20 protein-coding genes and 1 riboswitch are annotated in these 25625 nt (G+C 41.3%); of the genes, 5 read left to right on the top strand and 15 right to left on the bottom strand.

Annotated elements, in window-relative coordinates; all coding sequences use genetic code 11:
• Positions 1 to 71: 71 nt before the first annotated feature.
• Together ACP14Y_RS05860 and ACP14Y_RS05855 are read left to right on the top strand one after the other, a co-directional pair.
• The gene (locus ACP14Y_RS05860; protein ID WP_424962030.1) at positions 72 to 1034 is read left to right on the top strand and encodes a PhoH family protein; all 963 of its coding nucleotides are present in this window, start codon (positions 72 to 74) and stop codon (positions 1032 to 1034) included.
• On the top strand, positions 1003 to 1440 hold the full coding sequence (locus tag ACP14Y_RS05855) for a GNAT family N-acetyltransferase (RefSeq protein WP_424962029.1): 438 nt from the start codon (positions 1003 to 1005) through the stop codon (positions 1438 to 1440). Before ACP14Y_RS05860 ends, ACP14Y_RS05855 begins: the two co-directional genes overlap by 32 nt.
• A 68-nt stretch (positions 1441 to 1508) precedes the next feature.
• Here the strand turns inward: ACP14Y_RS05855 and ACP14Y_RS05850 are convergent, their stop codons facing one another.
• From ACP14Y_RS05850 to ACP14Y_RS05800, 11 genes are all read right to left on the bottom strand, one after another.
• Positions 1509 to 1853, bottom strand: a complete 345-nt coding sequence (locus ACP14Y_RS05850; RefSeq protein ID WP_424962027.1) for a hypothetical protein — start codon at positions 1851 to 1853, stop codon at positions 1509 to 1511.
• An 18-nt stretch (positions 1854 to 1871) separates the two neighbouring features.
• Positions 1872 to 2315, bottom strand: coding sequence for a DUF6265 family protein (locus tag ACP14Y_RS05845; RefSeq protein ID WP_424962026.1), 444 nt, complete (start codon positions 2313 to 2315; stop codon positions 1872 to 1874).
• Between the two features lie 57 nt (positions 2316 to 2372).
• Positions 2373 to 3173, bottom strand: coding sequence for a DUF6597 domain-containing transcriptional factor (locus tag ACP14Y_RS05840; protein WP_424962025.1), 801 nt, complete (start codon positions 3171 to 3173; stop codon positions 2373 to 2375).
• Between the two features lie 24 nt (positions 3174 to 3197).
• The gene (locus ACP14Y_RS05835) at positions 3198 to 4727 is read right to left on the bottom strand and encodes an alkaline phosphatase D family protein (RefSeq protein ID WP_424962024.1); all 1530 of its coding nucleotides are present in this window, start codon (positions 4725 to 4727) and stop codon (positions 3198 to 3200) included.
• Between the two features lie 84 nt (positions 4728 to 4811).
• The gene (locus ACP14Y_RS05830) at positions 4812 to 5129 is read right to left on the bottom strand and encodes a TfoX/Sxy family protein (RefSeq protein ID WP_424962023.1); all 318 of its coding nucleotides are present in this window, start codon (positions 5127 to 5129) and stop codon (positions 4812 to 4814) included.
• Positions 5130 to 5173: 44 nt separating this feature from the next.
• Positions 5174 to 6004: a hypothetical protein gene (locus ACP14Y_RS05825; RefSeq protein WP_424962022.1), complete on the bottom strand. Its 831-nt coding sequence runs from the start codon at positions 6002 to 6004 to the stop codon at positions 5174 to 5176.
• Between the two features lie 4 nt (positions 6005 to 6008).
• On the bottom strand, positions 6009 to 7760 hold the full coding sequence (locus ACP14Y_RS05820) for a 4Fe-4S binding protein (RefSeq protein ID WP_424962021.1): 1752 nt from the start codon (positions 7758 to 7760) through the stop codon (positions 6009 to 6011).
• Between the two features lie 47 nt (positions 7761 to 7807).
• Positions 7808 to 9139 carry an NAD(P)/FAD-dependent oxidoreductase gene (locus tag ACP14Y_RS05815; RefSeq protein ID WP_424962020.1) on the bottom strand — a complete coding sequence of 444 codons (1332 nt, stop codon included), beginning with the start codon at positions 9137 to 9139 and terminating at the stop codon, positions 7808 to 7810.
• Positions 9140 to 9398: 259 nt separating this feature from the next.
• Positions 9399 to 10136: an ABC transporter ATP-binding protein gene (locus ACP14Y_RS05810; RefSeq protein WP_424962019.1), complete on the bottom strand. Its 738-nt coding sequence runs from the start codon at positions 10134 to 10136 to the stop codon at positions 9399 to 9401.
• Positions 10136 to 11191: an iron chelate uptake ABC transporter family permease subunit gene (locus tag ACP14Y_RS05805; protein WP_424962018.1), complete on the bottom strand. Its 1056-nt coding sequence runs from the start codon at positions 11189 to 11191 to the stop codon at positions 10136 to 10138. The genes ACP14Y_RS05810 and ACP14Y_RS05805 overlap by 1 nt, the downstream gene beginning before the upstream one ends.
• The gene (locus ACP14Y_RS05800; RefSeq protein ID WP_424962017.1) at positions 11188 to 12255 is read right to left on the bottom strand and encodes an ABC transporter substrate-binding protein; all 1068 of its coding nucleotides are present in this window, start codon (positions 12253 to 12255) and stop codon (positions 11188 to 11190) included. Before ACP14Y_RS05800 ends, ACP14Y_RS05805 begins: the two co-directional genes overlap by 4 nt.
• A gap of 34 nt (positions 12256 to 12289) precedes the next feature.
• Positions 12290 to 12526: riboswitch (cobalamin riboswitch) on the top strand.
• Between the two features lie 76 nt (positions 12527 to 12602).
• Here ACP14Y_RS05800 and ACP14Y_RS05795 point away from each other — a divergent pair.
• Positions 12603 to 14447 carry a TonB-dependent receptor plug domain-containing protein gene (locus tag ACP14Y_RS05795; protein WP_424962016.1) on the top strand — a complete coding sequence of 615 codons (1845 nt, stop codon included), beginning with the start codon at positions 12603 to 12605 and terminating at the stop codon, positions 14445 to 14447.
• Here ACP14Y_RS05795 and meaB read toward each other — a convergent pair.
• Positions 14440 to 15429: a methylmalonyl Co-A mutase-associated GTPase MeaB gene (gene meaB / locus ACP14Y_RS05790; protein ID WP_424962015.1), complete on the bottom strand. Its 990-nt coding sequence runs from the start codon at positions 15427 to 15429 to the stop codon at positions 14440 to 14442. The genes ACP14Y_RS05795 and meaB overlap by 8 nt on opposite strands.
• Before the next feature lie 137 nt (positions 15430 to 15566).
• Between meaB and ACP14Y_RS05785 the strand changes: the two genes are divergently transcribed.
• Both ACP14Y_RS05785 and ACP14Y_RS05780 read left to right on the top strand, forming a co-directional pair.
• Positions 15567 to 16814: a CHASE2 domain-containing protein gene (locus ACP14Y_RS05785; RefSeq protein WP_424962014.1), complete on the top strand. Its 1248-nt coding sequence runs from the start codon at positions 15567 to 15569 to the stop codon at positions 16812 to 16814.
• A 35-nt stretch (positions 16815 to 16849) separates the two neighbouring features.
• Positions 16850 to 17800 (top strand): hypothetical protein, encoded by a 951-nt coding sequence (locus tag ACP14Y_RS05780; RefSeq protein ID WP_424962013.1) that lies wholly within the window; start codon positions 16850 to 16852, stop codon positions 17798 to 17800.
• Positions 17801 to 18384: 584 nt separating this feature from the next.
• On the opposite strand, the gene ACP14Y_RS05775 is transcribed toward ACP14Y_RS05780, so the two are convergent.
• Genes ACP14Y_RS05775 through ACP14Y_RS05765 form a run of 3 tightly spaced genes read right to left on the bottom strand, consistent with a single transcriptional unit; the run spans position 18385 to position 25509 of the window.
• Positions 18385 to 22584, bottom strand: a complete 4200-nt coding sequence (locus ACP14Y_RS05775) for a CHAT domain-containing protein (protein WP_424962012.1) — start codon at positions 22582 to 22584, stop codon at positions 18385 to 18387.
• A 49-nt stretch (positions 22585 to 22633) separates the two neighbouring features.
• Positions 22634 to 24634 (bottom strand): methylmalonyl-CoA mutase, encoded by a 2001-nt coding sequence (gene scpA, locus ACP14Y_RS05770; protein WP_424962011.1) that lies wholly within the window; start codon positions 24632 to 24634, stop codon positions 22634 to 22636.
• Positions 24634 to 25509 carry a methylmalonyl-CoA mutase family protein gene (locus tag ACP14Y_RS05765; protein ID WP_424962010.1) on the bottom strand — a complete coding sequence of 292 codons (876 nt, stop codon included), beginning with the start codon at positions 25507 to 25509 and terminating at the stop codon, positions 24634 to 24636. The genes scpA and ACP14Y_RS05765 overlap by 1 nt, the downstream gene beginning before the upstream one ends.
• Positions 25510 to 25625: the final 116 nt, after the last annotated feature.

Below are 25625 nucleotides of genomic sequence, written 5' to 3'. Positions count from 1 at the left end.
CTATTTAGTAGGTAATGAAAGTATAGTGTACCCAGAGTCATTTACCTTTGAAGTATTAACAGAAATATCGATTGCTGGAAAAAATAATTACACTTGAAAACGTTTCCCTGGTAGACTTTCTGGGGGTAGAGAACCAAAACATTAAAACCATTGCAACGGCTTTTCCCGACAGCAAGATTGTGAGCCGTGGGAATGAAATCCGCATCAAAGGATCTGCTCCTCAGATTTTAAAGATCAACGAAATTCTGAATTCACTGCTTGCCCACTACCATGAATACGGCAAAGTGACCACAGAAAACGTTAAAGATTTTGTGGATAATGAAGAAAATACCATAGAGGCAGACAAAAACTCGGCAGTTTTAGTACACGGAACTCGGGGGTTTCGTATTACTCCAAAGACCGTCAATCAGAAGAAACTGGTGGCTGCAGTGGAGCAAAATGACCTGGTTTTCGCTATCGGGCCGGCTGGTACCGGTAAAACATATATTTCAGTAGCTCTTGCAGTAAGAGCGCTTAAAAACAAAGAGGTAAAAAAAATCATCATTACCCGTCCGGCAGTGGAGGCGGGTGAAAATCTCGGGTTTCTTCCCGGAGATCTGAAAGAAAAGATAGACCCGTATCTAAGGCCCATCTATGATGCACTGCGAGATATGATCCCTGCCGAAAAACTTCGCTATTATCAGGAAAATGGGGTGGTTGAAATTGCACCATTGGCTTACATGCGAGGGCGAACACTCAACGATGCGTATGTCTTGCTGGATGAAGCGCAGAACACCACCCCGATGCAGATCAAAATGTTTTTGACTCGAATGGGGCCTCAATCGAAAGTGATTATCACCGGTGATCAGTCACAGATAGATCTGCCAAAGAAGCAAACGTCAGGATTGATTGAAACGATGAAGGTGCTCAAAGACGTGAATGGAATTGGTTTTGTCACGTTAGACGATCGGGATGTGGTGAGACATAAACTGGTAAAAGCAATCATAAAAGCCTACAATAAGTATGACGTTCAGGGTGATTCCAGCAGCAAGTGATGAGCTAAAGAAGAAATTGTTTGCCATCCGTGAGGAGGTGTTTGTTGTTGAGCAGGAAGTTGCCGCCAATGAAGAGTTTGATGAGTATGAAGATGAATCTCATCATTTTGTCGCACTGGATAACAATGACAATCCCATTGGGGCTGCCCGCTGGCGCCAAACTGACAAGGGAATTAAACTGGAACGATTCGCAGTAAAGAAAAGCTGGCGCGGTAAGGGGCTTGGAACGGCCATTGTAAAAGCCGTGCTGGATGATATTTCTGAAAAAGCCGAGAAGGGGACCTACCTCTACATGCACGCCCAGCTACCCGCCGTACCTCTTTACTTAAAGTTTGGATTTCAGACCAAAGGCGATCAGTTTGACGAGTGCGGGATCATGCATTATTTGATGTGGCGGAAGTTGTGACGAAATCTATTTTACCCTCAGTGCTTTGATTAATTTATATGACTTATAAAATGATGGAATGATGCCAGTCACGAAAACAAAAACCAAAATGTAAATCGGTTAATCAAAGAATTCTCTAAATCTTCTTTAAAGGCACCAGACCAATCAGATATCAAAATTATAACCAAGATTAAGATCAGTAAGATTATGAAAACAGGGTTGAAGTGATGTACATACCCACTAATTGAACCGTTTGATTTTAGTTTAGCATGCAAAAGGTATCCTTTGAATGGATTATCATTGAATTTTACATCAACAAAGTCTTCTTCAAAAGATATCTCTGATTTGTAAAGATTTTCGGCATCCAACCTAGCTTTTAGTGCCAATTTATTCTCGAAAATTTCTGTATCTTCTGATGTGAAATACCATACCATATCCGAAAATTGGATATTTTAATCCATCTTCTCAAACACAAAGCCCATCTTTTTTTCTCCGGCTGAAATGACTGCTGTCATTCGATTGCCTTCCAGCATGTATTCGATCTTTTTGGGAAAATCATGTTCCGGATTTTCACTCACAAATCCACTTTCAGAAACGGATGTGATCTTAAAATAAGTAGGTTCAGCGTTGGCACTAACATATGCGACATAGTGCATGCTTCCGTCCTTTTGTACGATTTTTAGTTTCTCAACGAAAGTGGTATCAGCTCCTTTCATTGAAACGCCCATCCCTTCATACCCGCCTTTGGTTTTCTTCCAAACCTCGAAAGCGCTGGTTCCAGGGTTGACATTTTGACGTTCCCATTTCCCTTCCAGCCATTTAAAATCTTTGATTGATTGGGCCAATGTCAGGTGTGTGATTGTAAGTACGAAAAGGTAGAGTGCAGTCTTTTTCATCGTTTTTCTGACAATGATAGATACAGAATACATTCAGGTATTGTAAAAAACCGACATCTACTTTTGGAGGAAAAAGTTTGCTAGGTTTTTCTCATCAAAACCATAGTTGGAAGGCTCCTCACCAGTGAATTCTTTGAAATTTTTTATGAAATGAGATTGATCAAAATACCCGGATTGCAAGGCAGTGCGTATCCAGGAATCTTTTTGATTCTTCATTACTTCAAAGATGTAATTGAATCGTATAATGCGGCAGTAAAATTTCGGTGTAAGCCCAATGGCTTTTTTGAAGGTGCGTTCAAGTTGCCGGGTGCTTAGCTGGACATTCTCTGCTAATTCATCAACATCCACCATTCCTTTTTTCTCAAAAATAGTGGCGATGCTATTGTCAATTTTTTCATTGGGCTTGACCTCAACAAGTCGTTCTTTCAGCCACTTTTCTGCCAACATAATTTTTTCAGCGGGATCGGAATGGTGATTTTGTGCTTCACGAAGTGCGGATAGATTGATGGTTAGGAGATTATCTAATGAATGCACCTTATCGATGGTGGCACTTATATCCAGCTGAAAAAGTGTATAGAAAGCTGAAGGATGAAGCTTAATGCCAATCATTCCAGATTTTCCCGTATTTCGTAAGAAAAAATATTTGCTGATCTGGCTTGAGAAAAGAATGCTTGATTGCGTCTCCCAGTCTCCGTTCATGTTGATTTGATAGGGATCGCCGTAATGAATGATGATCTCACTATATCCATCAGGTATAATTTTTTGCTCGGCCGGAGTAGCGTCATTATTTTCATAAACCCAGTACTCTTTGACTAGATTTTTTAATGGATCAGAAGGTAGATGACTCTCAAAACGCATAGCGCAAACTATGCATTTATTCCATTATTCTTTCAACTTCACCTCACCGCTATTCACCCACATGGTTTTGGTTTCTTTTATATCAAGCCTTGGTTCCTTTATTGTCTCCATAAATTTCCAGGTAGCCTTGGCACCTTCTTCGTTTAGGGTAAGAATCATGTATCCATGATCCCGCATATTCCCCCATTTTAAATGCGGATTCACATTCGAATTGATGATTTTTTGCTCGTGCAAAAGCACCAGACTATCTGGGAATCGTTCGTTGGAATTAGATGAATTGATGGACGTTGTGCCAAATTCCACAGCAAAGGCTCCCTCGCCTGTATCCTGATTGTATTCATCGAAAGGTTTGTTAGTCGCCTCGAATGCCCAGGCCGTGTGCGTGTCTCCGGTGATAATTACTACATCGTCCAGCTCTTTCAATACATCAGCAATTAATTGTTGTTCTATGGGGTATCCATCCCAGGAATCGAGGTTAATATTAAAGGTGGGATGACCCCAATTTAGGTATGAAAAGATGACCTGGTTTCCGATGACTTTCCATTGTGCATCAGAGCTTCTTAGTTGACTTATCAGCCAGTTTCGTTGTTCTTTTCCAAGCATGGTTCTGGAAGAGTCGGCCAGGGAAGGATCACCTAAACTATCTGCAATGTAGGTTCGTCCTTCCAGTCGCTCATCCAGCATGATCAGGTCAGCCATATCTCCAAAATCAAAAGTTCGGTAATGCTTGCTGCCCTCACGAATAGGAATCCATTCGTAATACACTTGTCGTGCTACCTTTTTTCGCTCCTCATAGCTTCCTTCATCCTCCTGATGATTCTGAGCTCCATCCTTATATGAATCATTCGCTATCTCATGGTCATCCCAAATATTGATGAATGGGTGATTGGCGTGAGCGGCAATCAAATCTTTATCCAGTCTATACTGTGAGTACCGTGAGCGATAGTCTTGTAAGGTGATGATCTCTTTGTTAGGGATAGGGGATCTTCCCAAAGTTGTGTCGCCGTATCCCCCGGGGGCGTATTCATAGATGTAATCACCTAAGTGAATGATCGCATCCAGATCTTCTTGTGCCAGCGCTCCATATGCGTTGAAATACCCCCATTCATAATTGCTGCAGCTAACCACTCCAAACTTTACTTCACCCGCGTCATTAGAGGCGGTCCTGGTTCGGCCGATCATGGAGCTTTTACCTAAAGCATGAAATCGATAGAAATAGCTTGTGCCGGCATCCAGCCCGTCCACATCCACCTTTACCGTATAGTCTTTATTAGGATTCGTGGAAACTGTGCCTTTATTCACCACATTCTGAAAGCTGTCATCCACGGCCATTTCCCACACTACATCAATATCTGGAAGCGAGTCCTGTGGAGTGACCCTAGTCCAGATGATTACCTGATCGTATAATGGATCGCCGGAAGCAACACCATGATAAAAGGGAGCCATGGTGCTGTCTCTTAAATGAGACGTTTCTTCTAAAAGTGGAGGGTACTGCTCTGGCTGAGTGCAGTGATAAAGCAGTATAAGGAGAATAACAGGGCGAAAATATTTCATGTGAAAAAGGTTTATACGAAGATATTCGAACCTTTCATGAAACACTTAATGAGCTGTATTAATCAATTATTAAAAATTGATCTATTATTTAATCGCAATTGATTTCTTTGCCCATTGGATAAATTCATCAGAATGGAAAATATTTTTAGGTACTGAATAATAAGGCATTTTTCCATGTTTTGTGCAACCTAGCGACAGGTACTCCTTTTCGAGTACTTCATCTACTTTCAAGGAGATGTTTCCTTTGGGGTCTACCAAGCCAAACATTTTTCCCTCGTGGAAAATGCCATGACCCCCAAACATTTTCTTTGAAGTAATGCCTTCGATCGATGATAATTTTTCAATTGCTAAATCAGTCGAAAGCTGCGCATCATTTGTGTGTTTTGCTCCTTTTTGTCCCATGTTTTCTTTTTAAAACGATTCCAGAGGTTTATTCTGGACAATCATTACTTCATATCAAAAAATACCCCAAGCGAGTAGGAGGGGCTGGCGAAAATCAGGGAGGCACTCAAAACCGAACCGTAAGCTGCTGAGACACCTATTTTGTCTGTGATGTACCCGGCAATTTCATAAGTAGTGGCAATGAATTCCGTGTTGTTAGCAAAAACGGTAGCTCCGTCACTGGTAGCATCCGATGGATCCCCATTTTGAAAGGATTCCACACCATCTATTCGAACGATTGTCCAAATCTTGTTATCTAAAAATCCTGCTCCAGCTTCGAAACCAAATCTTGCTTCATCTGAAAATCCTTTTGTTCTGTTATTATACCCGACGTAGATGTTGGCATAGGCATTTACCTTCCCGATAGGGAATGATCGGCTTAGGTCGAATCGCATGAGCTGATTGAACTCACCGTCCCCTGTCTGCAGGGAACCATCTGACCCTCCGGCATTATCACCTATCGGTAGACCAAGCAAAAATGTATAGGCCAGAGCGAATTGGCTGCCCGGTTTGTTTATACGAAACTTAAAGGCAAGGTCCGTATCACCAATGCCGGAAATGGATTCCTGATCGTTAGCAGATTTGCTAAATGGAAGATTTATGATTGCTGTTAGTTTGTCATTGATACCATACTCTGCGTAGATGGATGTATTGAAAATGCCTTCCTGAGGAGAGGTCTGAGTGTTTCCATCAAACGTATAAACTTTGGCAGCACTGACCCACCAATGTGATACCTTGTAATATCCGGTTCCTTTTTGCTTTACCCATCCACCACCGGCCATAGCCAGGTTTGAGACCAGCGTGGTTAAAATCAGAAGTGTAAAAGATCTTTTCATATGCTTATTTGTTTATGGATATACTATCATTCCCAATAAGGACTGGTTGATTAAAACGTCCGTCTTCATCACGGTTCTCCAGGTTTAGCACACCCCTGGGACATACTGCAGAACAAACCCCACAACCTACACAGCTGGAGCGGATGATGTTTTGACCTCTTTGCGCATACCATCGCACATCTATGCCCATTTCACAGTAGGTAGAACAGTTGCCACATGAAATGCATTGACCACCGTTAGTAGTGATTCTGAATTTCGATTTAAACCGTTGAACCAAACCAAGATACGCAGCAAGCGGACATCCAAACCGGCACCACACCCGATTGCCCATCAGTGGATAAAATCCTGTCCCTACGACTCCTGAGAAGATGGAGCCGATCATAAAGCCGTAAACCGTTCGAATATTTCCACTCGAAAAACTAAAATTGTTTCCATCTACGGGCATGTACTTTGCGAACACTGAAGCTTCGCTTAGAACGACTCCAAGGGCAAAAAAACCTGCGATTCCAACAACTACATTTCGAACTTTTTTACCCGACATATTGGGATAATATTTTCTATGAAGTACATATAAGGCAGCTCCAATAAGTGCAACTGCTCCCAAAACGATCCACTTGTTGAATGAGAAATAGAAGTCACTTCCGAAGAAGTTGTAAAGAACAAGGCCGGTCATAATAACAGCAAATACCAGCACTCCATGAACCAGATATCGTTCGATTTGCCATGCTTCGGTGGATTTATCAGAAAGCTGTCTGAAAGGATCGCCTGCAGTTTCTGCTAAGCCACCGCATCCACAGACCCAGCTGCAGTACCATCTTTTTCCAAAGAAATAAACGAATACCGGTACACCCACCACAAAAAGCGTGATGCCCCATACGAGCATAAAAATGCCTAGCCCTCCAGCAGAAGTCAGAGTATTGATGTGCCACGCATCGAAGAAGTCATAATCCAGTGGCCACATGTTTTTAAAGTCAAAATACGGTTGGTTGAGCCTGACCAGAATCTCTGGAATGAGGAAAGCAAATGCCAACTGGAAAAACATGACTGAAAGTGTTCTGAAGATTTGGTATTTGCTATGTCGATACTTGATGATCATCCGCACGCCCATCACCAAAACGGCAAACGTGTACAGGAAGCCATATAAAAACCATTGACTGGAGCTGGCGGATGGGTTAATCCATTTTTGTAGCGGGTCGACAATGATGATCCAGTTGGTGATGTAAGCAGGGAAGAAATAGAGCAAAATGTAGAACCCAATCAACAATGCGCCAGTCAAAATTCCCATCCATCCACGATTGTTCAGAGCATTTTGAAAAATGTGGTTGTTTTTGATGCCTGGGGGACCATTCAGCTTGGTCTGAGGGATAATAAACATCAAAGCTCCAAGGGCACCTACCACATAAATAAGAATGAAGAAAAGTAATTTATTCTCAGGAACAGCACCTTGAGCAGAAGCTCTGGCTAGCGATCCGGCATAGTCATCATAGATAACCTTATCCCATTCCTGGTTCGCTCGTGCTTCTTCATTGATCGTTTCTACAGCACTTTTGATATCTTTCACAAAGGGGATACTTAGACTGTATGTTTTAGTAAACATCGGCTCGAGTTCCGGTTTAAGCTTTTCCTGATGAGCCTCTTTGACAATTGCCTCAAGACTCTCCACCTTCAATGTGAAGCTGGACATAAAAAAACTCCCTAGAAATAGTCCCAAGGAAAAGAGAAATAGAGTAAGTCCTGTATATCTGATTGCTTTCATATTTTGATATTTAGACCTTTTAGGTTTTTAAAACCTGAAAGGTCTTTTTAGCTAAAAATTTTCTCTAAAAAACCCTTCTTCCTGACCTCAATCTCCTTCTCCGGAAACTCTTCATTGAACTTCTCCTGAATCTCACTCTCCCAATGCCTGTAAAACTCCGGATCAAAGTTGGCTTCCGGTAAATGAGCAATGACGTAATCCAATGATCTTTCTTCATTCAGCCACCGATCCCACACCTCATGTCTGTTTCTAATTCCAAAAAGGTTCACCCCTTGCACTTCGAGTGATTCTTTTTTGTAGATGATTTTCATGCACTTTTCATGATCATCACACTCCCAGTAAAAAGAAGCGGAATCTTCCGGGCATTGAGGCAAGACTGTTCCATAGTTCTGGTATTCGATATCAAAGAATTTAGCTGAATTAAACCATACACCCGGTTTGTACTCGGTTTTTGTGCCGGTTACAGTTCTTGCCACGGTTTCACCCATCATCCGTCCTGCATACCACACTGCTTCAATTGCTCTGCGATGAGAAGATGGATTTTTTAGTTGGGCACAGTCTCCAATCGCATAAACATCCTGGATATTCGTTTGCAGGCACTCATCAACCAAAATGCCCCTATCAGTTTCAATTTTCGAATCTTTTACCAGGTTAATGTTCGGATGAACGCCTACCGTCAATCCAACAAACTGGCACTCAATGACATCTCCTCCCTTTGTTTTTGCTGCTTTAACTTGTCCATTCCCATCATCCAGTATTTCTTGTAATTCTGTTTCCTGTCTCAGGTCTATCCCATGTTTATATAAATGTCGGTCGATCAGTGTTGCTTCTTCCTGAGGGAGCATATTGTCCCAGAAGTGCTTCTCGCGAATAAGGTACGTTACCGGAATATTTCTGGAATGAAGCATCTCAGCCATTTCCACCCCAATTAGACCACCGCCAATAATGACTGCACGATCTATGTCCTTCGTGTTTTCTTCCATCAGTTCCAAATCCTGATAGGAATAAAGACCCTGAACGCCATTCAGATCTTGCCCCGGCCATCCAAATTTGTTCGATTGACTACCGGTGGCAAGTATGAGTTTGTCGTATTCCATAAAATCGCCTCCATCAAGTTTTAATTGCTTTTGATTAAAATCTATCGATGTGACCCATGCTCTCTTTAACTCAATGCGGTTTTTTTTCCAAAACCAATCTTCGTATGGCTTGGTGTTTTCATAAGTCATGTGACCCATGTAGATGTACATGAGGGCCGTACGAGAGAAGAAATGATCCGTCTCACCAGATATTACTGTGATCTGATCGTCAGAATTTTTACGAATATGACGAGCGGCTGTGATCCCGGCAATTCCATTTCCAATGATGATAATTTTCTGCATGGAGTGCGTTTGTAAAGTCAATAATACGGTGATATTTCATCCTCGATTAATGAAGTTAACCAGATAGTCGGGCGTTTGTCAAAGGGTTGACAAAAAAATATTTAAACCTTATCAATCATTTTGTGGTTATTTACGTACCACATATTGGTGATTAGGTGAAATGGGTGGGTTTAGCGTGCAAAGGCACGTTTCTATTCGGTTAGGTTAGGTTACGATTATTCTCACCCATACAGAGGGGCCCGCCAGGGCCCCTTACTTTTTACATCAAAGTTTCTCTGGGAATGTGTAAATATTCCTGCAGCTCCCCGGAAGCCACTAATTTTTTAGGCTCTCCTTTAAGCATTGCTTTACCAAAATCCATGCACCAGAAAAGATCACAGACCTGTGCTGACAATTGAATTTCATGAGTAGAGATAAGAACACCTTTTCCTGATTTAGCGATTTTCTTAAGTAGATGCAGCACATCAATCTTGTTCTTTAAATCCAGGTGCGAGGTAGGTTCGTCCAGAATAATCAGGTCAGTTTCCTGAGCCAGCGCTCGTGCGATCATTACCTTTTGCATCTGACCATCGCTGAGTTCATACAGACGTTTCTTTGCCAGATAATTGATCTCCATTTGGGATATGGATTCTTCTATTTTTTCTCTGTCGGGTTTCTTCAGGTTCCCAAGCCAGCCGGAATAAGGGTGCCTTCCAAGCGCTACCAATTCAAGCACTGAGAGATTTAATGATTCTGGCTTTCCTGTAAGCACTACACTTATTTTTTTGGCTATTTCTTTTGGTGAAAGATCTTCAATATTAGTTTCTGCAAGGTTTACAGTTCCTGATAATTTTGGTTGTAGGCCACAAAGCGTCCGTATAAGTGTTGATTTCCCTACTCCGTTTTGCCCGACTAAACCTATCAATTGTCCAGTCTCTAAAGAAAGACTGATGTTCTCCATCAGTTTTTTGTCTGGTAGATAACCGATCGTCAGAGTTGATATATCTAGCAGTGGCATCAGAAACGATAGTTTAAATTAGATTTTCTCAAAATCAACCAGATCACAAAAGGTGCCCCAAAAAGCGATGTGATGGCATTGATAGGGAGTGTTTCATCCATGCCTGGAAGCTGTGCGATAATGTCAAAAAACAGCAACAAGATTCCTCCAAGTAAAATGACTAAAGGTGTCAATAGCAGGTGATTTCCTGTATTAAAGAGCATTCTCGCAATGTGTGGAACAGCCAGTCCTATGAAAGCAATTGGACCACAAAAGGCTGTGACAGTGCCGGCCAATAGACTTGTATTTATGATGATTAGCATGCGAGCCTGCTTAAGATTTAGTCCAAGGGACTCTGCATAATTTTCACCCAGAAGCAGCGCATTCAAAGGTTTTGAGAGAAGAAAAGATAGTAGGAGTGAAATCAAAATCACTGGGAGCATCACATAGAGTTCACTCCATGAAAGACTTCCCAAGCTCCCAAAGGTCCAAATAACATATGCCTGTATGTTTTCCGCCTGGCTGAAATACTGCAGTATACTCACGATGGCACTTACAGCAGAGCCAAACATGAGTCCAATGATTAGTAATGATATTCCTGACCTGATTCTAAAGGAGGCAATCAAGACCACAGACAAAACGGTAAACGAACCAATTCCTGAAGCACCTACCAGCAACCAACTTCTTCCGACTCCCGTCATTTCGAGAAATCCTCCAAGCCAAACACCAAGAAAAATCACAAGAGCCACACCCAATCCGGCACCTGAGCTGATACCCAAAATGAATGGCCCGGCCAAGGGATTGCGAAACAGGGTTTGCATTTGTAATCCGCTAATAGCTAAGGCGCTACCTGCTAATATGGAAGTTATAGCTTTGGGGATGCGAAAATTGTGGATGATATTGTCCCAAATTTGGTTTTCAGAACTGCCTCCAAAATAATTCCAGACATGAGAGAATGGGATCTTCACTGATCCGATAGAGATACTTAGAATAAATCCCAGCGCAAGTAAAAACAAGAGAAGCAAAAAGATTACCCTCCATTTTTTCCTGGATTCGTCAATTTGCGATTCTATCATGGCAGCTTTTCGAAATACACTGTTTCATATTCAGGAAGCAATTCAGGATGTAAGATCTTAATCAAATCGGCAAGGACAAGGTCAGGTCTGGAGTAGCCTGATTCGAAGAAATCATACCCACCATTTGGCCCGATTTTTTTGCTGTAATTATACACCTGATCATTTTCAAATGCTTCAAAAGAGGCATATCGGCCTTCCTGACTCAACATTTCGTGTCTGCTATTTAGGGTGGAGGTACCAACCCATATATCAGCATCATGTGCCTTTTCGTATATCGCCTCAAAACTTAACTCCAGCCAACCGGAGGTGGTGTCAGTATTCCAAATATATTCACCCCCTGCATTACGATAAAAAGTGGCAGCCCAGTTATTGCCTCCGGGCAGGAACCAAGTATCTCCATACACCACACCACTCAGAATGGTGGGTTTGTTTTCTGCTAATCCTGCCAGCTCATTTAATCTCAAATATTTCTCTTCAATAGACATGAAGATGGAATCTGCCATTTTTTCTTTGTCAAGTAATGCGCCAAAAAACTTGATCCACTCGGCACGACCAAGGGGGGACTGCTCTAAAAAATCAGAATTATAGTAAACGGGTATACCAGCTTCTTCAATTTTGTCAAGGACTTGCGATTCGCCACCCATGTCAAATGCCACCACTGCGTCAGGGTTTACTGCTAGGAGCAATTCCATATTGATTTTTCCATCGGGTCCCAGATCGGTAAGGAGACCTTCCTCTCCACGTTTGATAAACGTTTCGGAACTAATGTATTTGAGGTTTGGAAAACCAACCACTTTGTCTGTCGCCCCCAGCATCTCAATGTATGGGAGGTGAGAGGTTGACGTTACCACCAGTCGATCAATGGATTTTTTAAGATTGTAAACAATTGGTTGCTGTGCTTTTGGCCAAGGCTCGTCTACCACCAAACGTTTTTCCCCTTCCTTCAGCTCAAAATGAAAGCCTTTAGCATACTTTGTCTGCTTGGTATTTTTATAAACAGATTCTTCTTTGATAGAACCGCACGCCACAAAAAAAAGGATGAAAACGAGTCCGCTTGATTTCATAAACTCAAAAGTAAGCCCATCAGAATGAAGTTGGTTAATATTGTGGTGATATTGGTTCTGATGTTGTTGACAACAGCATTGGATTAAAATGGGAATCCCGTGACCTAACTCCGAAATATTTCGGACGAGAGGAATTCGGGAGCTGTCCCCGCAACTGTAAGTCCACATTAAGGATTTTGGCCTAGTCTAGTCCACTGTTTCGCCGCTGGCGGGATGGGAAGGATGCCAAAATCGGACAAGCCAGGAGACCTGCCATATCAAATTGTAACATTCTAGCTTCGGGTGAAAGCAGAGGAAGGGGTTAACTCCATTCTTTCTTACGAGGCTCATAGTAACTCTAAATTTCTATGAGAAACACATTATTAATCATTGCATTGTTTTGCATGGGCTGGACTGTCAAGGCACAGGACACCCTCAAGACCGTCCAGTTGGATGATGTGGTAGTGACAGGTACCAAAAGCGAAATCCCTGTTGAGAAATCCGGAAAGTCTATTTTTAAAATTACTCGAAAAGAGATTGAGACCAGTGGAGCTCGGTCCGTGGCTGACATTCTCAATCAAGTTCCCGGTCTCCAAATGGACGGGAATTTTGGCACTATGGGAACGAATATCGATTATTTCGTTCGCGGAGCAAGGAGTAAAAGCACCTTGATTTTGATCGACGGGGTTCCATTTAATGATGCTTCCGGTATAGATCAAACCTATGATTTAAGGCTGTTGGATCTGGATCTGGTCGAGTCAATTGAGATACTAAAAGGAGGCCTGAGCACACTTTATGGTACAGGAGCTGCTGCCGGAGTTATCAATATCAGCCTCAAAAAAGCTTCCAATGAGAAGCTTTCAGGAAATGTAGGGGCAAGCTATGGTAGCTTCAATACATTTCAGTCCAACGCTGGTTTTTCGGGAACCAATGGCAATTCTTCGTTTGTCTTCAATGGTGGATATAAACAATCGGATGGATTTTCTGCTGCAAAAGATCAGGATGAAACAGGAAATTTTGATGATGATGGATTTGAAGGTTTCCATTTGTTGGGTAAGTATGATGTTGAATTTACTGAACGGTTTTCACTTGGTGTCACGATTTCCTTTGATGATTTTGAGACCGATTTTGACGCAGGGGCGTTTACAGATTCTGAGACAAATCTCTCTGAATACAGCCAGCTAAGAGGAGGGTTCAGACCGACCTACAGGTGGGAAGGTGGAAATATTCAGGGTAAATTCTTCATCAACAAACTAGATCGTTTCTTCGAAACAGACTTTGGTATTTCAGACTATGATGCTAAAAACCATCAGGCAGATGTGGTTATTAATCAAAATCTTTCTGATCAAATGAAGTTGATCGGAGGGCTTAACTATCAGCGATTTCAGTATTCAGAGCAACCCGATTTTGAAACGTTCGATTTCAATATGATTGACCCTTACGCCACAATAATCTATGATAATAAAAACTTCAATCTTCAAGTAGGTGGAAGGTTGAATATCCATAGTGATTATGGTCAAAACTTTGTTTTTAATATTAACCCATCTTACTTAATTGATGCTGCCCCGATTGATATCAAGTTATTCGGTTCATACGCTACCGCTTTCATTGCTCCATCGCTTACGCAGCTTTTCGGGCAGTTTGGGCCAAACCCTGAACTGGATCCTGAAGAATCTAAGTCTACTGAAGCCGGATTTACTGTTTATGGAGACACTTTTGAGTTTGGAGGTGTTTATTTCCACAGAGAAGATGAAAACCTAATCATTTACACCTCTCAATACGAAAATGCAGATGGTGAAATTGAAACCGATGGTTTGGAAATCACATCCTCAGTGATGCTATCTGAAAAAATATCTTTAGCCGGCAATTACACTTATACAAGAAGATTAAGTGATGATGTAGCATACAGGATTCCTACTCATAAATATGGATTCTCAATGGACTACTCGCCTCTTAAAGAGTTGAATTTCTCTTGGAATTTCCTGCATACAGGAGAAAGAAGGTTTCAGTATTTTGATAATAGTACATTTGAAACCGTGCAGGTAGATGCCGGAGCTTTTGACCTTTTCAATTTAAATGCATCTTATGTTTTTGGTAACCTAACCATTTCAGGAACAGTCAATAATCTCTTTGATGAAGATTATCAGGCTGTAGCTGGGTTTAATAGTGTGGAACGAAATTTTATGGTTGGGCTGAAATATCGGTTTAACTGAAAAGCTCATCTACTGCTTTTCGCACAGATAATTTTTGGGAGGAGATCAGATCCTCCCTTTTTTTGATTTCTTCTTTGATGTTCGCCTGAGTATAAAAATCTGCTTCGAGTCTCGCATGGATGCGCTCATGAAACCATTTGATCAGCTGCCTTTTCCTGTTTTCATCAAACCATCCATTCAAATGAGTTCGATTTTGAAATTTCTCGATCTCATCCCATGCTTCCTCAATTCCTGTTTTTTCCACAGCAGAGCATAAACCAACAGGCACGGTCCAATCCGCTTCGTTGGGAGGAAAGAGATGAACTGCATTCGCATACTCCTTTTTAGCTTTTTTAGCCGCCCCTACATTATTCCCGTCAGATTTGTTGATGAGGATGTGATCTGCCATTTCCATGATACCACGCTTAATGCCCTGAAGTTCATCACCACCACCGGCTAGCATTAGGAGTAAAAAATAGTCCACCATATCTTTCACTACCGTTTCACTTTGGCCAACACCTACTGTTTCTATTATAATAACATCAAATCCGGCTGCTTCGCAGATCAGGATGGCCTCACGGGTACTGGATGCTACTCCTCCCAAACTGGAACCTGAGGCAGAAGGCCGAATGTATGCATTAGGGTCGCGGGATAATTCATCCATTCGGGTTTTATCTCCTAGGATGCTACCGCGGGTGCGATTGCTGCTTGGGTCGATAGACAAAACAGCCACTTTTTTTCCTTTCCCTGTCAGCATTTTTCCAAATGCCTCGATAAAAGTACTTTTTCCAACTCCGGGTACTCCGGTTATCCCGATTCTCAGACTTTGATTGTTGTCACTGGTAATCTTGTCAATGAGCTCAGCACTCAACTTTCGGTCATCGGATCGCTTACTTTCTACCAAGGTAATAGCCTTACTCAGAAAAACCCTGTTTCCCCGCGATAGACCATCTATTAAGTCTTGTAGATGAATATTAGGTGTTCGCCGAAAAGTTGAATCCATAAGACGATTAAGTCAGTTTTTATTGCGTAATTTGAAGAATAAATTGAACTCTTCTAATATGGCAATTGTGATCGTTAGTGTAAAATGCTTTAATTGCATATATAATCTTAACTGACTAACTCACCAACGAATAGACAATGTTTAGAAGATTCTGGCGGGATGTAATCCTGGGAACACTATTTATTTTAGGTCTGATGGGAGTAATTGCTTCCGTTTCAGCCTTCAAGGTCTTTGACATATTTGATCCAATTGGAGATGCTTTTGAGGATATGGAGTTTACGGACATCTATTTTTCTCAATTGCTGGATGATCCGATAGCCGACACAGATGTTGTTTTAGTTAATATCGGCCTGGAATCTCGCGCTGGTATAGCAATGATGATTGATTCCATTAGTCAGCATAACCCGGCAGTAATAGGAGTGGATTCATTTTTTGACTACCCTAAGGAAGATACACTGGGAGATATGATGCTGATGGATGCTTTGAGTCGTGTGGAGAATCTGGTGATGGTTACTAAGGTTTTATATAACCCAGAAACCGATGATCTTGATTCAGTGCACATGTCCTGGCCGTGGTTCACTTTCAATGCTGATCCTGCCTTTGCAAATCTGATTACAGATGCTGATGTTCAGGAGGATTTAAAAATGTGCAGAACATTTAATCCAACGCTTACAACAACTGATTCGGTTACCCATTCTGCTTTTGCAGTTAAGTTGGCTTCATATCTTGCTCCCGATAAAGCGCAAAATTTTGTTGATAGAGGGAACGAAGAGGAAGTTATTAACTACCGAGGCAATGTGCTGGATTATGGAGCTACCAAGTTTGGGAATAAGTACTTTGCACTGGATGTAGGTGATGTTTTTGGAGCGAACTATACACCAGATATCATCACGGACAAAATTGTGATATTCTGCTTTTTAGGTGAATATCTTGGGGATAGAGAAAATTTTGAAGACAAGTTTTTCACTCCACTTAATGACAAATATATCGGACGTGCTTTTCCGGACATGTATGGTGGTGTGATCCATGCAAACATTGTTTCCATGATATTAAATGAAAATTATATTTTCTATCTAATGGATTGGCAAAAGTGGGCAATAGCTGTCATAATGCTCTTCTTAAATATCATGGCATTCTCATGGATATATAAGAAGCTACCTAAATGGTATGATGGGATTACGAAGGTCATTCAGTTAGTGGAGTTTGTGGGGATTATTTATATCATGGTTTATTTCATGGATATATTCAGTATGAAATTGGATCTTACATATTTGTTATTTGCTGTTGCCTTATCGGGCGATGGCCTGGAAGTATTCTACGGAGTGGTGAAAAACTCACTCTCTAAGGAAGGAAGAAAAGAATTATTTAAAGTATCACGATTATAAATTTTTAGAAAACGCCAAATTTTATTGGAACTATTATGAGAAAGTTTGTTTCTATCGCTATCACTACAATGCTTGTTTTTGCTGTTGGTATTGCCAATGGACAAGGATATACATTTAGAGTTTTGGCCAACAAGGGTCAAAACAAAGTAAAAAAAGAAGGTGCCACAACTGCAGTTTCTCTGAAGACCGGAGCTACACTTAGCGACGGTGATGAGCTGATTGCTTCTCAGGGTGCCTACATTGGTTTGATGCACAAATCAGGTAAGACGCTAGAGGTGAGAACACCGGGTACGAAAAAAGTTTCTGACTTAGCTAAAATGGTCAACACCAAATCTGCGAGTGTTTCCAGCAGATATGCCACATTCTTAGCTAATAAGATGAATGAAAAAGAAAAGCCAAACTACCGCGCCAGATTGAATGCAACTGGAGCCGTATCAAGAGCGCTTGCAGGAGATGAGCAGATTCAGGTATTGATCCCTTCTCAAGAGGCAAAAGTTCTGGGAAGCAAAGCGATCCTAAACTGGGATACTCCTGAGGGTATGGAGGAAAATACATTCGTCGTGACTGTGAAAAACATTTTCGATGAAGAAATCATGAAAGAAGAAGTAACAGGAAATTCAATTGAGCTTGATTTTGCGCAGGAGAAAATGAAAAACGAAGAGGGTCTGTACATTATCAAGGTTGCGGCTAAGGAGAATATGGACGTGACTTCTAGTGACATTGGAATCAAGAAGCTAGCAGGTGCTGAAGCTGCCGAGTATCAGGAAGGTCTGTCAACACTAAAGTCAGAAGTTGACGAAGAAAGCCCGCTAAACAAAGTGATTTATGCTTCCTTCTATGAAGAAAACGGATTGATTGTAGATGCATTGACTGCTATTGAAGAGGCTATCCAGATGAATCCTGAAGTGGAAGATTTCAAAATTCTGAAAAAGGATATCATCGAAAGAAACGGAATCAAAATTTACAAGGAGGAAGGAGAAGAATAATCCCCTCTTCTTTAGAACAAATTTTCAGAAACCCTGGTCCGGATGGATCAGGGTTTTTTGTTTGGGTAGGATTTTTACATCAACTCAGGAATAACAGAGCCAGGCCGCTATTCCCTTGGGAATCTAAATCCGGATAGTGATAGATACCCAAGTCTCACTCCTTCGTCGTACGCAAAGGGATGACGTTAGAGGATAGTAGCAACCCGTTCATTCACGTACCATCGAGTCATTACTTCTATCAATGCAAGAATCACCCTTTCCAGTAGAGCATGTCTTACAACAATTCCGATCCTCATAATTGTAATGTTTATTACTTAATAAAATTTCCAATTAATGAATTCAAAATCAATATCCATTTTTGGTAATTCGATTACTGTATTCTTATTTGATGAAATTCATAGTAGGAAAGAAAGATAAAGTAGATTGCCTTTGCCTTGCGTAAATGTTAGCATCATCTGTATTTTGAGTTGTTGCAATAATCATTAGTCATAAAAAGGTGAAATAATAAATGAAACTACCGGAGGCTCAAACAAAAAAAAGGACACCATCAGGTGCCCTTTTTTAAATAGCTTTTTTCTTAAACCTTAATCCAATCCGATCATCACGAAAGGTCCCCAGTAGATCGGGTCGCGGTACTCGTTTCGTATTTCTTTCTTCGCATCGATGAACGCCTGACGCTTGTTCCCGGTTTCGATCCACTTTCTGTAGAACTTCACCATCAATTGTTGGGTCGCCTCATCACTCACTTTAAAGAGTGACATAATGATGGTGCGAGCACCGGCAACAAGAAATGCCCGTTGAAGACCATAAACACCCTCTCCGGCTTGCAGCTCACCCAATCCTGTTTCGCATGCTGAAAGTACAACCAGATCCGTCTGATCGAGGTTAAGGTTCATGGCCTCATATGCTGTAAGAATGCCATTATCCACATTGTAATTGAATTGAGTTTGGTTCAGGATATCACCAGCACCTGCAAGCAGTAGGCCCGTTTTAAGCAGCGGATTTTCATAAGCTGCATTCTCATTGTATTCCTGATCAGATACGTCCGCAGCTTCCGTTTCCTTAAAGAATCCGTGTGTGGCAACATGGAACACTCTCGGATTTGATACCTGTTTGATTGAAGATTCACTTGCTTGAATCTCTGTAAACTTATCTGTGCTCCAGCCTTTTCTATCGAGGAGGTCATCAAGTTCTTCAATCTCTGCTTTAGTACCTGGAAGAGGTGTCACAACTTCCGCAGTAGCACGGGTTAAACCGGAGGTTGGAAGTGGCTGTCCCGGCTGTGTTTGCATATAGAACTGAGGATTTCCAAACATCATTGCATACTGTTTTTCAGCTACCACCTTCGTCTGAATTTTATTCAGGAATAGATCCTTGGTGTTACTGATCAATAGGATGTTGGAGTTATCCAGTACATATCTTCCATCCGGTGTTGGAATGGCCTCCAGGTTTATTTGATTGTAAACGCCATCGGGTGATAGATACAAGGTAGCTACGGCACCAATTTGCTCCGCAATAGGAGCCCAAAATTGATCATAGGAGTACTTGTCTTCAATTTTGTATTTGATACTGTTTCGATAGAATTTTAAGTACCTGTTTTCAAGTTCCTCACCATCTTCAAGCAGAATCATTTTAGGCTCTGAACGCTTGCTTCCTTCAACATACAGCAATGCATACATTACTGAGTCTGTAAAGACATGATCAAATACTCGAAAACGCACCATTTCAATGGCCACTTCATTTTCATTTAGTGCGCCTTTTACATTTTCCCATGTAACAGTTCTGCTATCAGCACTCTGAGCAAATAATTCTGATTTTAAACTGATGTTTTTTTCCAGTAATTCAACCTTCTGTGATAGAGCTTCAACATTGATTTCATTTTCAATCAAATCATCCTGACTCATTGAAAGTGCTGCTGTCAGAAGTTCCTTGTCCTCTACCCATGTTGAATACATCTGTTTTAGGTCTTCATCATTGCTATTCATGATACGCTGACGAATCTTAATGGATGAATTAAGTAGAAGTGCTTTGGTCAGAAGCGCATTGTTATACAATTCCCCAATGTATTTTGCATTTCTGTTTCGGCTAACAATTAGGGTGTTATAATATTCGTAATCACCCTTGATGGTATTCCAGAATTTAGCCTTTTCCCGTTCACTAAGTGCCGGAAAGTATTCCTGGATAAAGTTCTTATAGTTAGCAAGTACCCCTTCCATTTCATCCTGAGCGTCTTTGTACCTTGCTTGCATGAAGTAGGTTTTACTCAGCTTGGATTGCACTTTTACATATTCGGGGTGCGTTTCGTTGAATACTCGCTTGTACTGTGTCTGCGCATCTTCATAGTAGTCTTCTGCCTGAGTGTAATTTCTCTGCTTGTAGAAGATGTCTCCCTTCAGCACCAGAGCAGTTGCTGCGTTGATATTGTTTCGCTTACCAATCTTGTTTTTCCAGATACTTTCGGCCTGGTTTAAGTAGGTGAAAGCAAGCGAATAATTGCCAGCTGCGATATTGGCAATTGCCATGTTTTTGAGAATCTCAGCATACGTTGGGTTATTTGATCCCAATTTCTTACCAATAATTCCCTCAGCGGCCTGGAACAAGGATTGAATTTGAGTGAGAGGCTTATCCTGATAGAAGTAAACAAGTGCCAATTTTGATGTTGATTTACCTACGTCTACATGCTCAGGACCAAATTTGTCTTTTTGAATTCGAATGGCATTTTTAAGCAGCGTTTCAGCCTTATCATAATCACCTATAGTTGTGTAAACATCTGCTAGCTGCAACATGGATGGAACAACCTTAGAGGAGTTTTCACCAAAAATGGAGATTGAAATGGTATTGGCTTTCCTTGCTTGTTGCTCAGCCTCTGTGTAATCTCCCTTAATCAGGTTGAGTCGTGCATTTGCAACCAGCGTTTGGTTTAGGTGACGGCTGGTATTACCAAACTGGTTGGTTTTTTCTTTCAATGACTCTGTTAGCAATTCAGTAGCATCAGAGTAGCGTCCAATATTAGTATAAAGTGCACCAAGGTCATCCTGATAGCTTAACCCGGTGACATCTGTTGTCAGGGCACCTTCCTCTCTTAAGTCTTCAGAATCATAAATGTGATCCTCTGCTGCATCGTATTCGCCTTTTATTGACAAGAGCTTGGCCTTAGTGATAAATGCAGAAGATAGATACGTTTTAGACTCGTCAGTTTTTGTGTTTTCGAGGATTCTTATCGCTTCCTCCAGGTTTTCGGTGGCTTTTTCGTACTCACCTATATTAATTTGAAGTCCGGCAATCTTCTCCAGTTCCTTTCCATACTCAATATCCTGGTTGTCATATTTTACCCGAGCTGCAAGTAGTGCATCATCCAGAATATCTGATGCTTTTGCATAATTGTCTGTTTCCTCGTAAAATTTAGCCAGGTGGTTCATGATGTCGAGATAGTCTACATGACCCTTTGTGATTTCAGGTTCTACTATTGCATGAAAGCTTTCATCATAGATTGCTTTAGCCTCTGAGAACTTGTCTGTGAAGTCCACATAATAATTAGCCAATTTGGTTTTGGTTAGATGATACTCAGGAGCATCCGATCCAAGAAGGAATTCTTTTATCCGAAGAATTTCTGAATCGTATGATTCTGTATTTTGATGACGTCCGGCAAATAAAGCTACTTTTTTGGCCAGTTCCAGCAACGCTATTCTTTCCGAGTGGAATTCAGGGATAGTCGGGCTTGCCAACATCTCGTTGATGTTGTTTTCCATCTTCTTGATGTCCTGATCTGCAAGATCAAAGGTGAGATCCATTTTGTCTTCGGCAAGATTGAACACACTGGACTTGTCAAACTCTCTTAATGATTTTTTAAAGTCTGCAGATACGATTTTAAGTTTTGCACCTTTATCTCCCCGATACAATGCTCGCATTAGGTTGGACTGCATGGTCATTACTGTATTGTGAGAGAGCTCGTATTTTCTAATCGCCTGGACGTAGGCATCCTCATATAATTTAGCCTGAGCTTCTACTGCCAGACCATTTTCTTCTAAAAGTTTAGCATTCAAAAAAGCATTTCTGGCCCACAATAAATGTGTTTTTTTGAGGTTGTCGTCCACCCATTGCAGGTTGGTGATGAATGCTGAATCAGCCGACTGGTAGTCACCCATGTGCCGAAGTGAATTGGCTTTTACGATCATCATCTTAGCAAATTCCTCTTTTCGCTCCTCGATATCGTCTTTATCTCCCTCATTCGACATGGCTCTTTTTAAGTAGTAGTCGGTTTGATTGTCAACAAGCTCAATGGCTTGACTGTAGAATCCCTTTCCAGACAAAACCTGTGCGCGTTGTACATCCAGGGCTGCCTTGATATCTTCAATCAATGATCCGGAAGTTTCGAAGGCTTGGGTGGCTTTTCCAATGTACTCCCCAGCCAGCAAATAATTACCATATGAAATGAGTACTTCAGAAGCTTCCATGAGAATAAAGGCATGCTCTGCGCTTTCTGTACCATTAACTTCTTCACTCATGGCGATGGCCTCTTCTAACGGCTTCATCACACTTACCAGTTCTCCAAGGCCTACGTTGATTTTGGCCTCCTTCACCAACCCAATGGCATTGTATGGGTTATTAAAAGAAAGTTTCTTAGTCGCCGTTTTTTTAAGCTTTTCTATCTGTTTTCTCGCAGAGGAGTAATCTCCATCTTCGTACTCATCATCGGCTTTCTCTATGTATTTCTGATACTGTGCATTGGTGATGGTGACACATAGCATCAACATCACTACCACGGCGGATTGGAAGTATTTCATTTTTTGTAGGATTTTTAGGTGAATAAAGTTATCGAAAAAGCAAGAACTATCAGGTCATCAACTTGTTAAGAATTTTTATTGCAGCTTTTGAAATGATTGTTCCCGGTCCAAATATGTCCGCAACACCCTTATCAAGTAGTTCCTGGTGATCATTTTCGGGAATAATTCCTCCAGCAACCACCAGAATATCTTCTCGCCCCAGCTTCTTCAGCTCTTCAATTAATTCTGGTATTAGCGTTTTATGTCCTCCTGCAAGCGAAGATGCACCGACCAGATGTACGTCATTTTCGATGGCTTGTTTGGCAACCTCCTCAGGAGTTTGGAACAATGGCCCTATATCTACATCAAAACCAAGATCCGCAAAAGAAGTAGCAATCACTTTTGCTCCACGATCATGGCCATCCTGTCCCATTTTCGCGATCATGATTCTGGGGCGTCTGCCATCAAATTCTTCAAACCTGTCAGATAATTCCAACGCCTTTTTGAAGTCCTCGTTATTTTTTATTGCGGAAGAATACACACCTGAAATTGTTCGGTTTGTGGCCTGAAATCTACCAAAAACTTTTTCCATAGCCAGCGAAATTTCTCCCAGTGTAGCTCTTTCCCTTGCAGCATCTATCGCTAGTTCAAGTAGGTTTCCATCGCCTCGTGCTCCTTCTTCCAACTTCTTCAAGCATACCTGAACCTTATTTTCATCTCTTGAAGATTTAATTCGATTTATGCGGTCAATTTGCTTCTTGCGCACTTCATTATTGTCCACTACCAACAATTCAATCTCAGTTTTTTCGTCGGTAATAAACTTATTCACTCCAATGATAGCTTCTTCTCCGGAATCAATTCTGGCTTGCTTTTGGGCAGCTGCTTCTTCAATCTTCATTTTCGGATAGCCGGCCTCAATGGCTTTAGACATTCCACCCATTTCTTCCACTTCCTGGATGATTCTCCAGCTTTTCTCGATCAGATCATGTGTCAGTTTCTCAACATGCTTCGATCCACCCATTGGATCCACCACCTTCGTGATGTTCGTTTCTTCCTGAAGGTAGATTTGTGTATTCCGAGCAATTTTAGCTGAAAAATCAGTTGGTAGAGCGATTGCTTCGTCCAATGCATTGGTGTGTAGCGATTGCGTGTGACCCAATACCGCGGCTAATGCTTCAATAGTAGTCCGTGCTACGTTATTATATGGATCTTGTGCTGTGAGACTATAGCCAGAAGTTTGACTGTGTGTTCTCAATGCCATGGACTTCTCATTCTTGGGATCAAAATCTTTGATCAGCTTTGCCCAGAGCACTCTGGCTGCTCTCATCTTTGCAATTTCCGTAAAGAAATTCATGCCAATCCCCCAGAAAAAGGATAGTCTTGGAGCAAAAGAATCAATATCTATCCCTGCTGCAATGCCAGTGCGTACATATTCAAGACCATCGGCAAGTGTAAAGGCCATTTCCAAATCTGCCGTAGCACCAGCTTCATGCATATGATATCCACTGATGCTGATGGAATTGAACTTCGGCATTCTTTGGGAGGTGTACTTAAATATATCAGCGATGATCCGCATCGACTGTGCAGGAGGATAGATGTACGTGTTACGTACCATAAATTCCTTCAGAATATCATTCTGGATGGTACCTGTCAACAATTCCGGCACAACTCCTTGTTCTTCTGCTGCAACGATATAAAATGCCATTACCGGGATCACGGCTCCATTCATGGTCATGGATACCGACATTTTATCCAGAGGGATTTGATCGAAGAGGATTTTCATATCCTCTACAGAGTCTATCGCTACCCCGGCTTTTCCTACATCACCTTTTACTCGAGGGTTGTCACTGTCATATCCACGATGTGTAGCCAGATCAAATGCCACGGAAAGTCCTTTTTGCCCTGCCGCAAGATTCCTTCTATAGAAAGCGTTTGATTCCTCAGCCGTGCTGAATCCAGCATATTGTCGTATTGTCCATGGCCGGGATGTGTACATAGTTGCATAAGGGCCTCTTAAAAATGGAGGGGTACCTGCCGAAAATCCTTCTTGAATAAACTTGTCTTTTCCCATTATTTCAGCTTCTCTTTTACGCTTCTTATGATTTTGTCAGTCAATGCCTCTATGTAAAATGAACCCCCACATTGGTCAGTATATTCTTCAATCCCACTTTCTTCGCGAATAAGATTGCCAGTGTTCCTGCTTATTCTCGGATCACCAATGGCTGTGGTGAAATCAATCGAATGGCTGCCACCCAGGATGCTTGCTAAACCTGCGGTGGTATTTAAAAACCATTGATGCTCATCTGATTGGTGTTGAGGTATATGGGTATGGATATGATTGTTTTTACGACCTGTTTCGTCCAAGAGAAACTTTAAAGCTCTGACAGTTGCGATTTCAAGAAAAAAATCAGGAAATGCATTTCTGTAAATAAAGTTTTGATCTTCTCCTTTCAAAACATCTATAAGTTGATTGATTGGATTTTGAGTCTCTTCTACGAGTTGACAATTTCCACCTGGCATGATCATCATTCCTGAGAACCCTTCTTGATTGATAGGTTCATTGGTTCGGATCGAGACATCACAAATGTTTCGATCGACTTCATTTAATGCACCATTGAGCAAGTCTGGATTTTTAATCGAAAGAATCACACCATCGCACCCACCCATCAGTGCGTTCAGTATCTGTTTGTTGGCTTGTTTTTCCATTTTAACCGCAACCTCTTCGTATAGCTTCCACCGATGCGATTTAACTTGTGAAAAATAGGTGTTTAAATACTCAAGTCCTTCCAGATCATCTGTATCATAATATCCTTCCAGACTAATACCGGCGCTATTTTCCCACTTCAATTTGTCATCAGGGTCAGCACCTTTTAGTTGATTTTCAGCTAATTTCTTCCATTGATCTTTGCTGATTTCAGGAAATATATCAAGGTTTAATTCTTTCAAAATATTGCTTCTTTGCGACGATTATTTCACGAAATTAGACCAGAAATAGGATGTTAAGAAAAATTGTATTTTTCGAAGAATTTTCAATTGAAAATGCTCTTACAAGAACATATTAA

Origin of the sequence: Ekhidna sp., assembly GCF_965247405.1 — a bacterium.
Taxonomy (GTDB): Bacteria; Bacteroidota; Bacteroidia; order Cytophagales; family Cyclobacteriaceae; genus Ekhidna.
The sequence above is the reverse complement of the archived record's forward strand: the minus strand, read 5'-3'. Positions and strand labels throughout refer to the sequence as shown.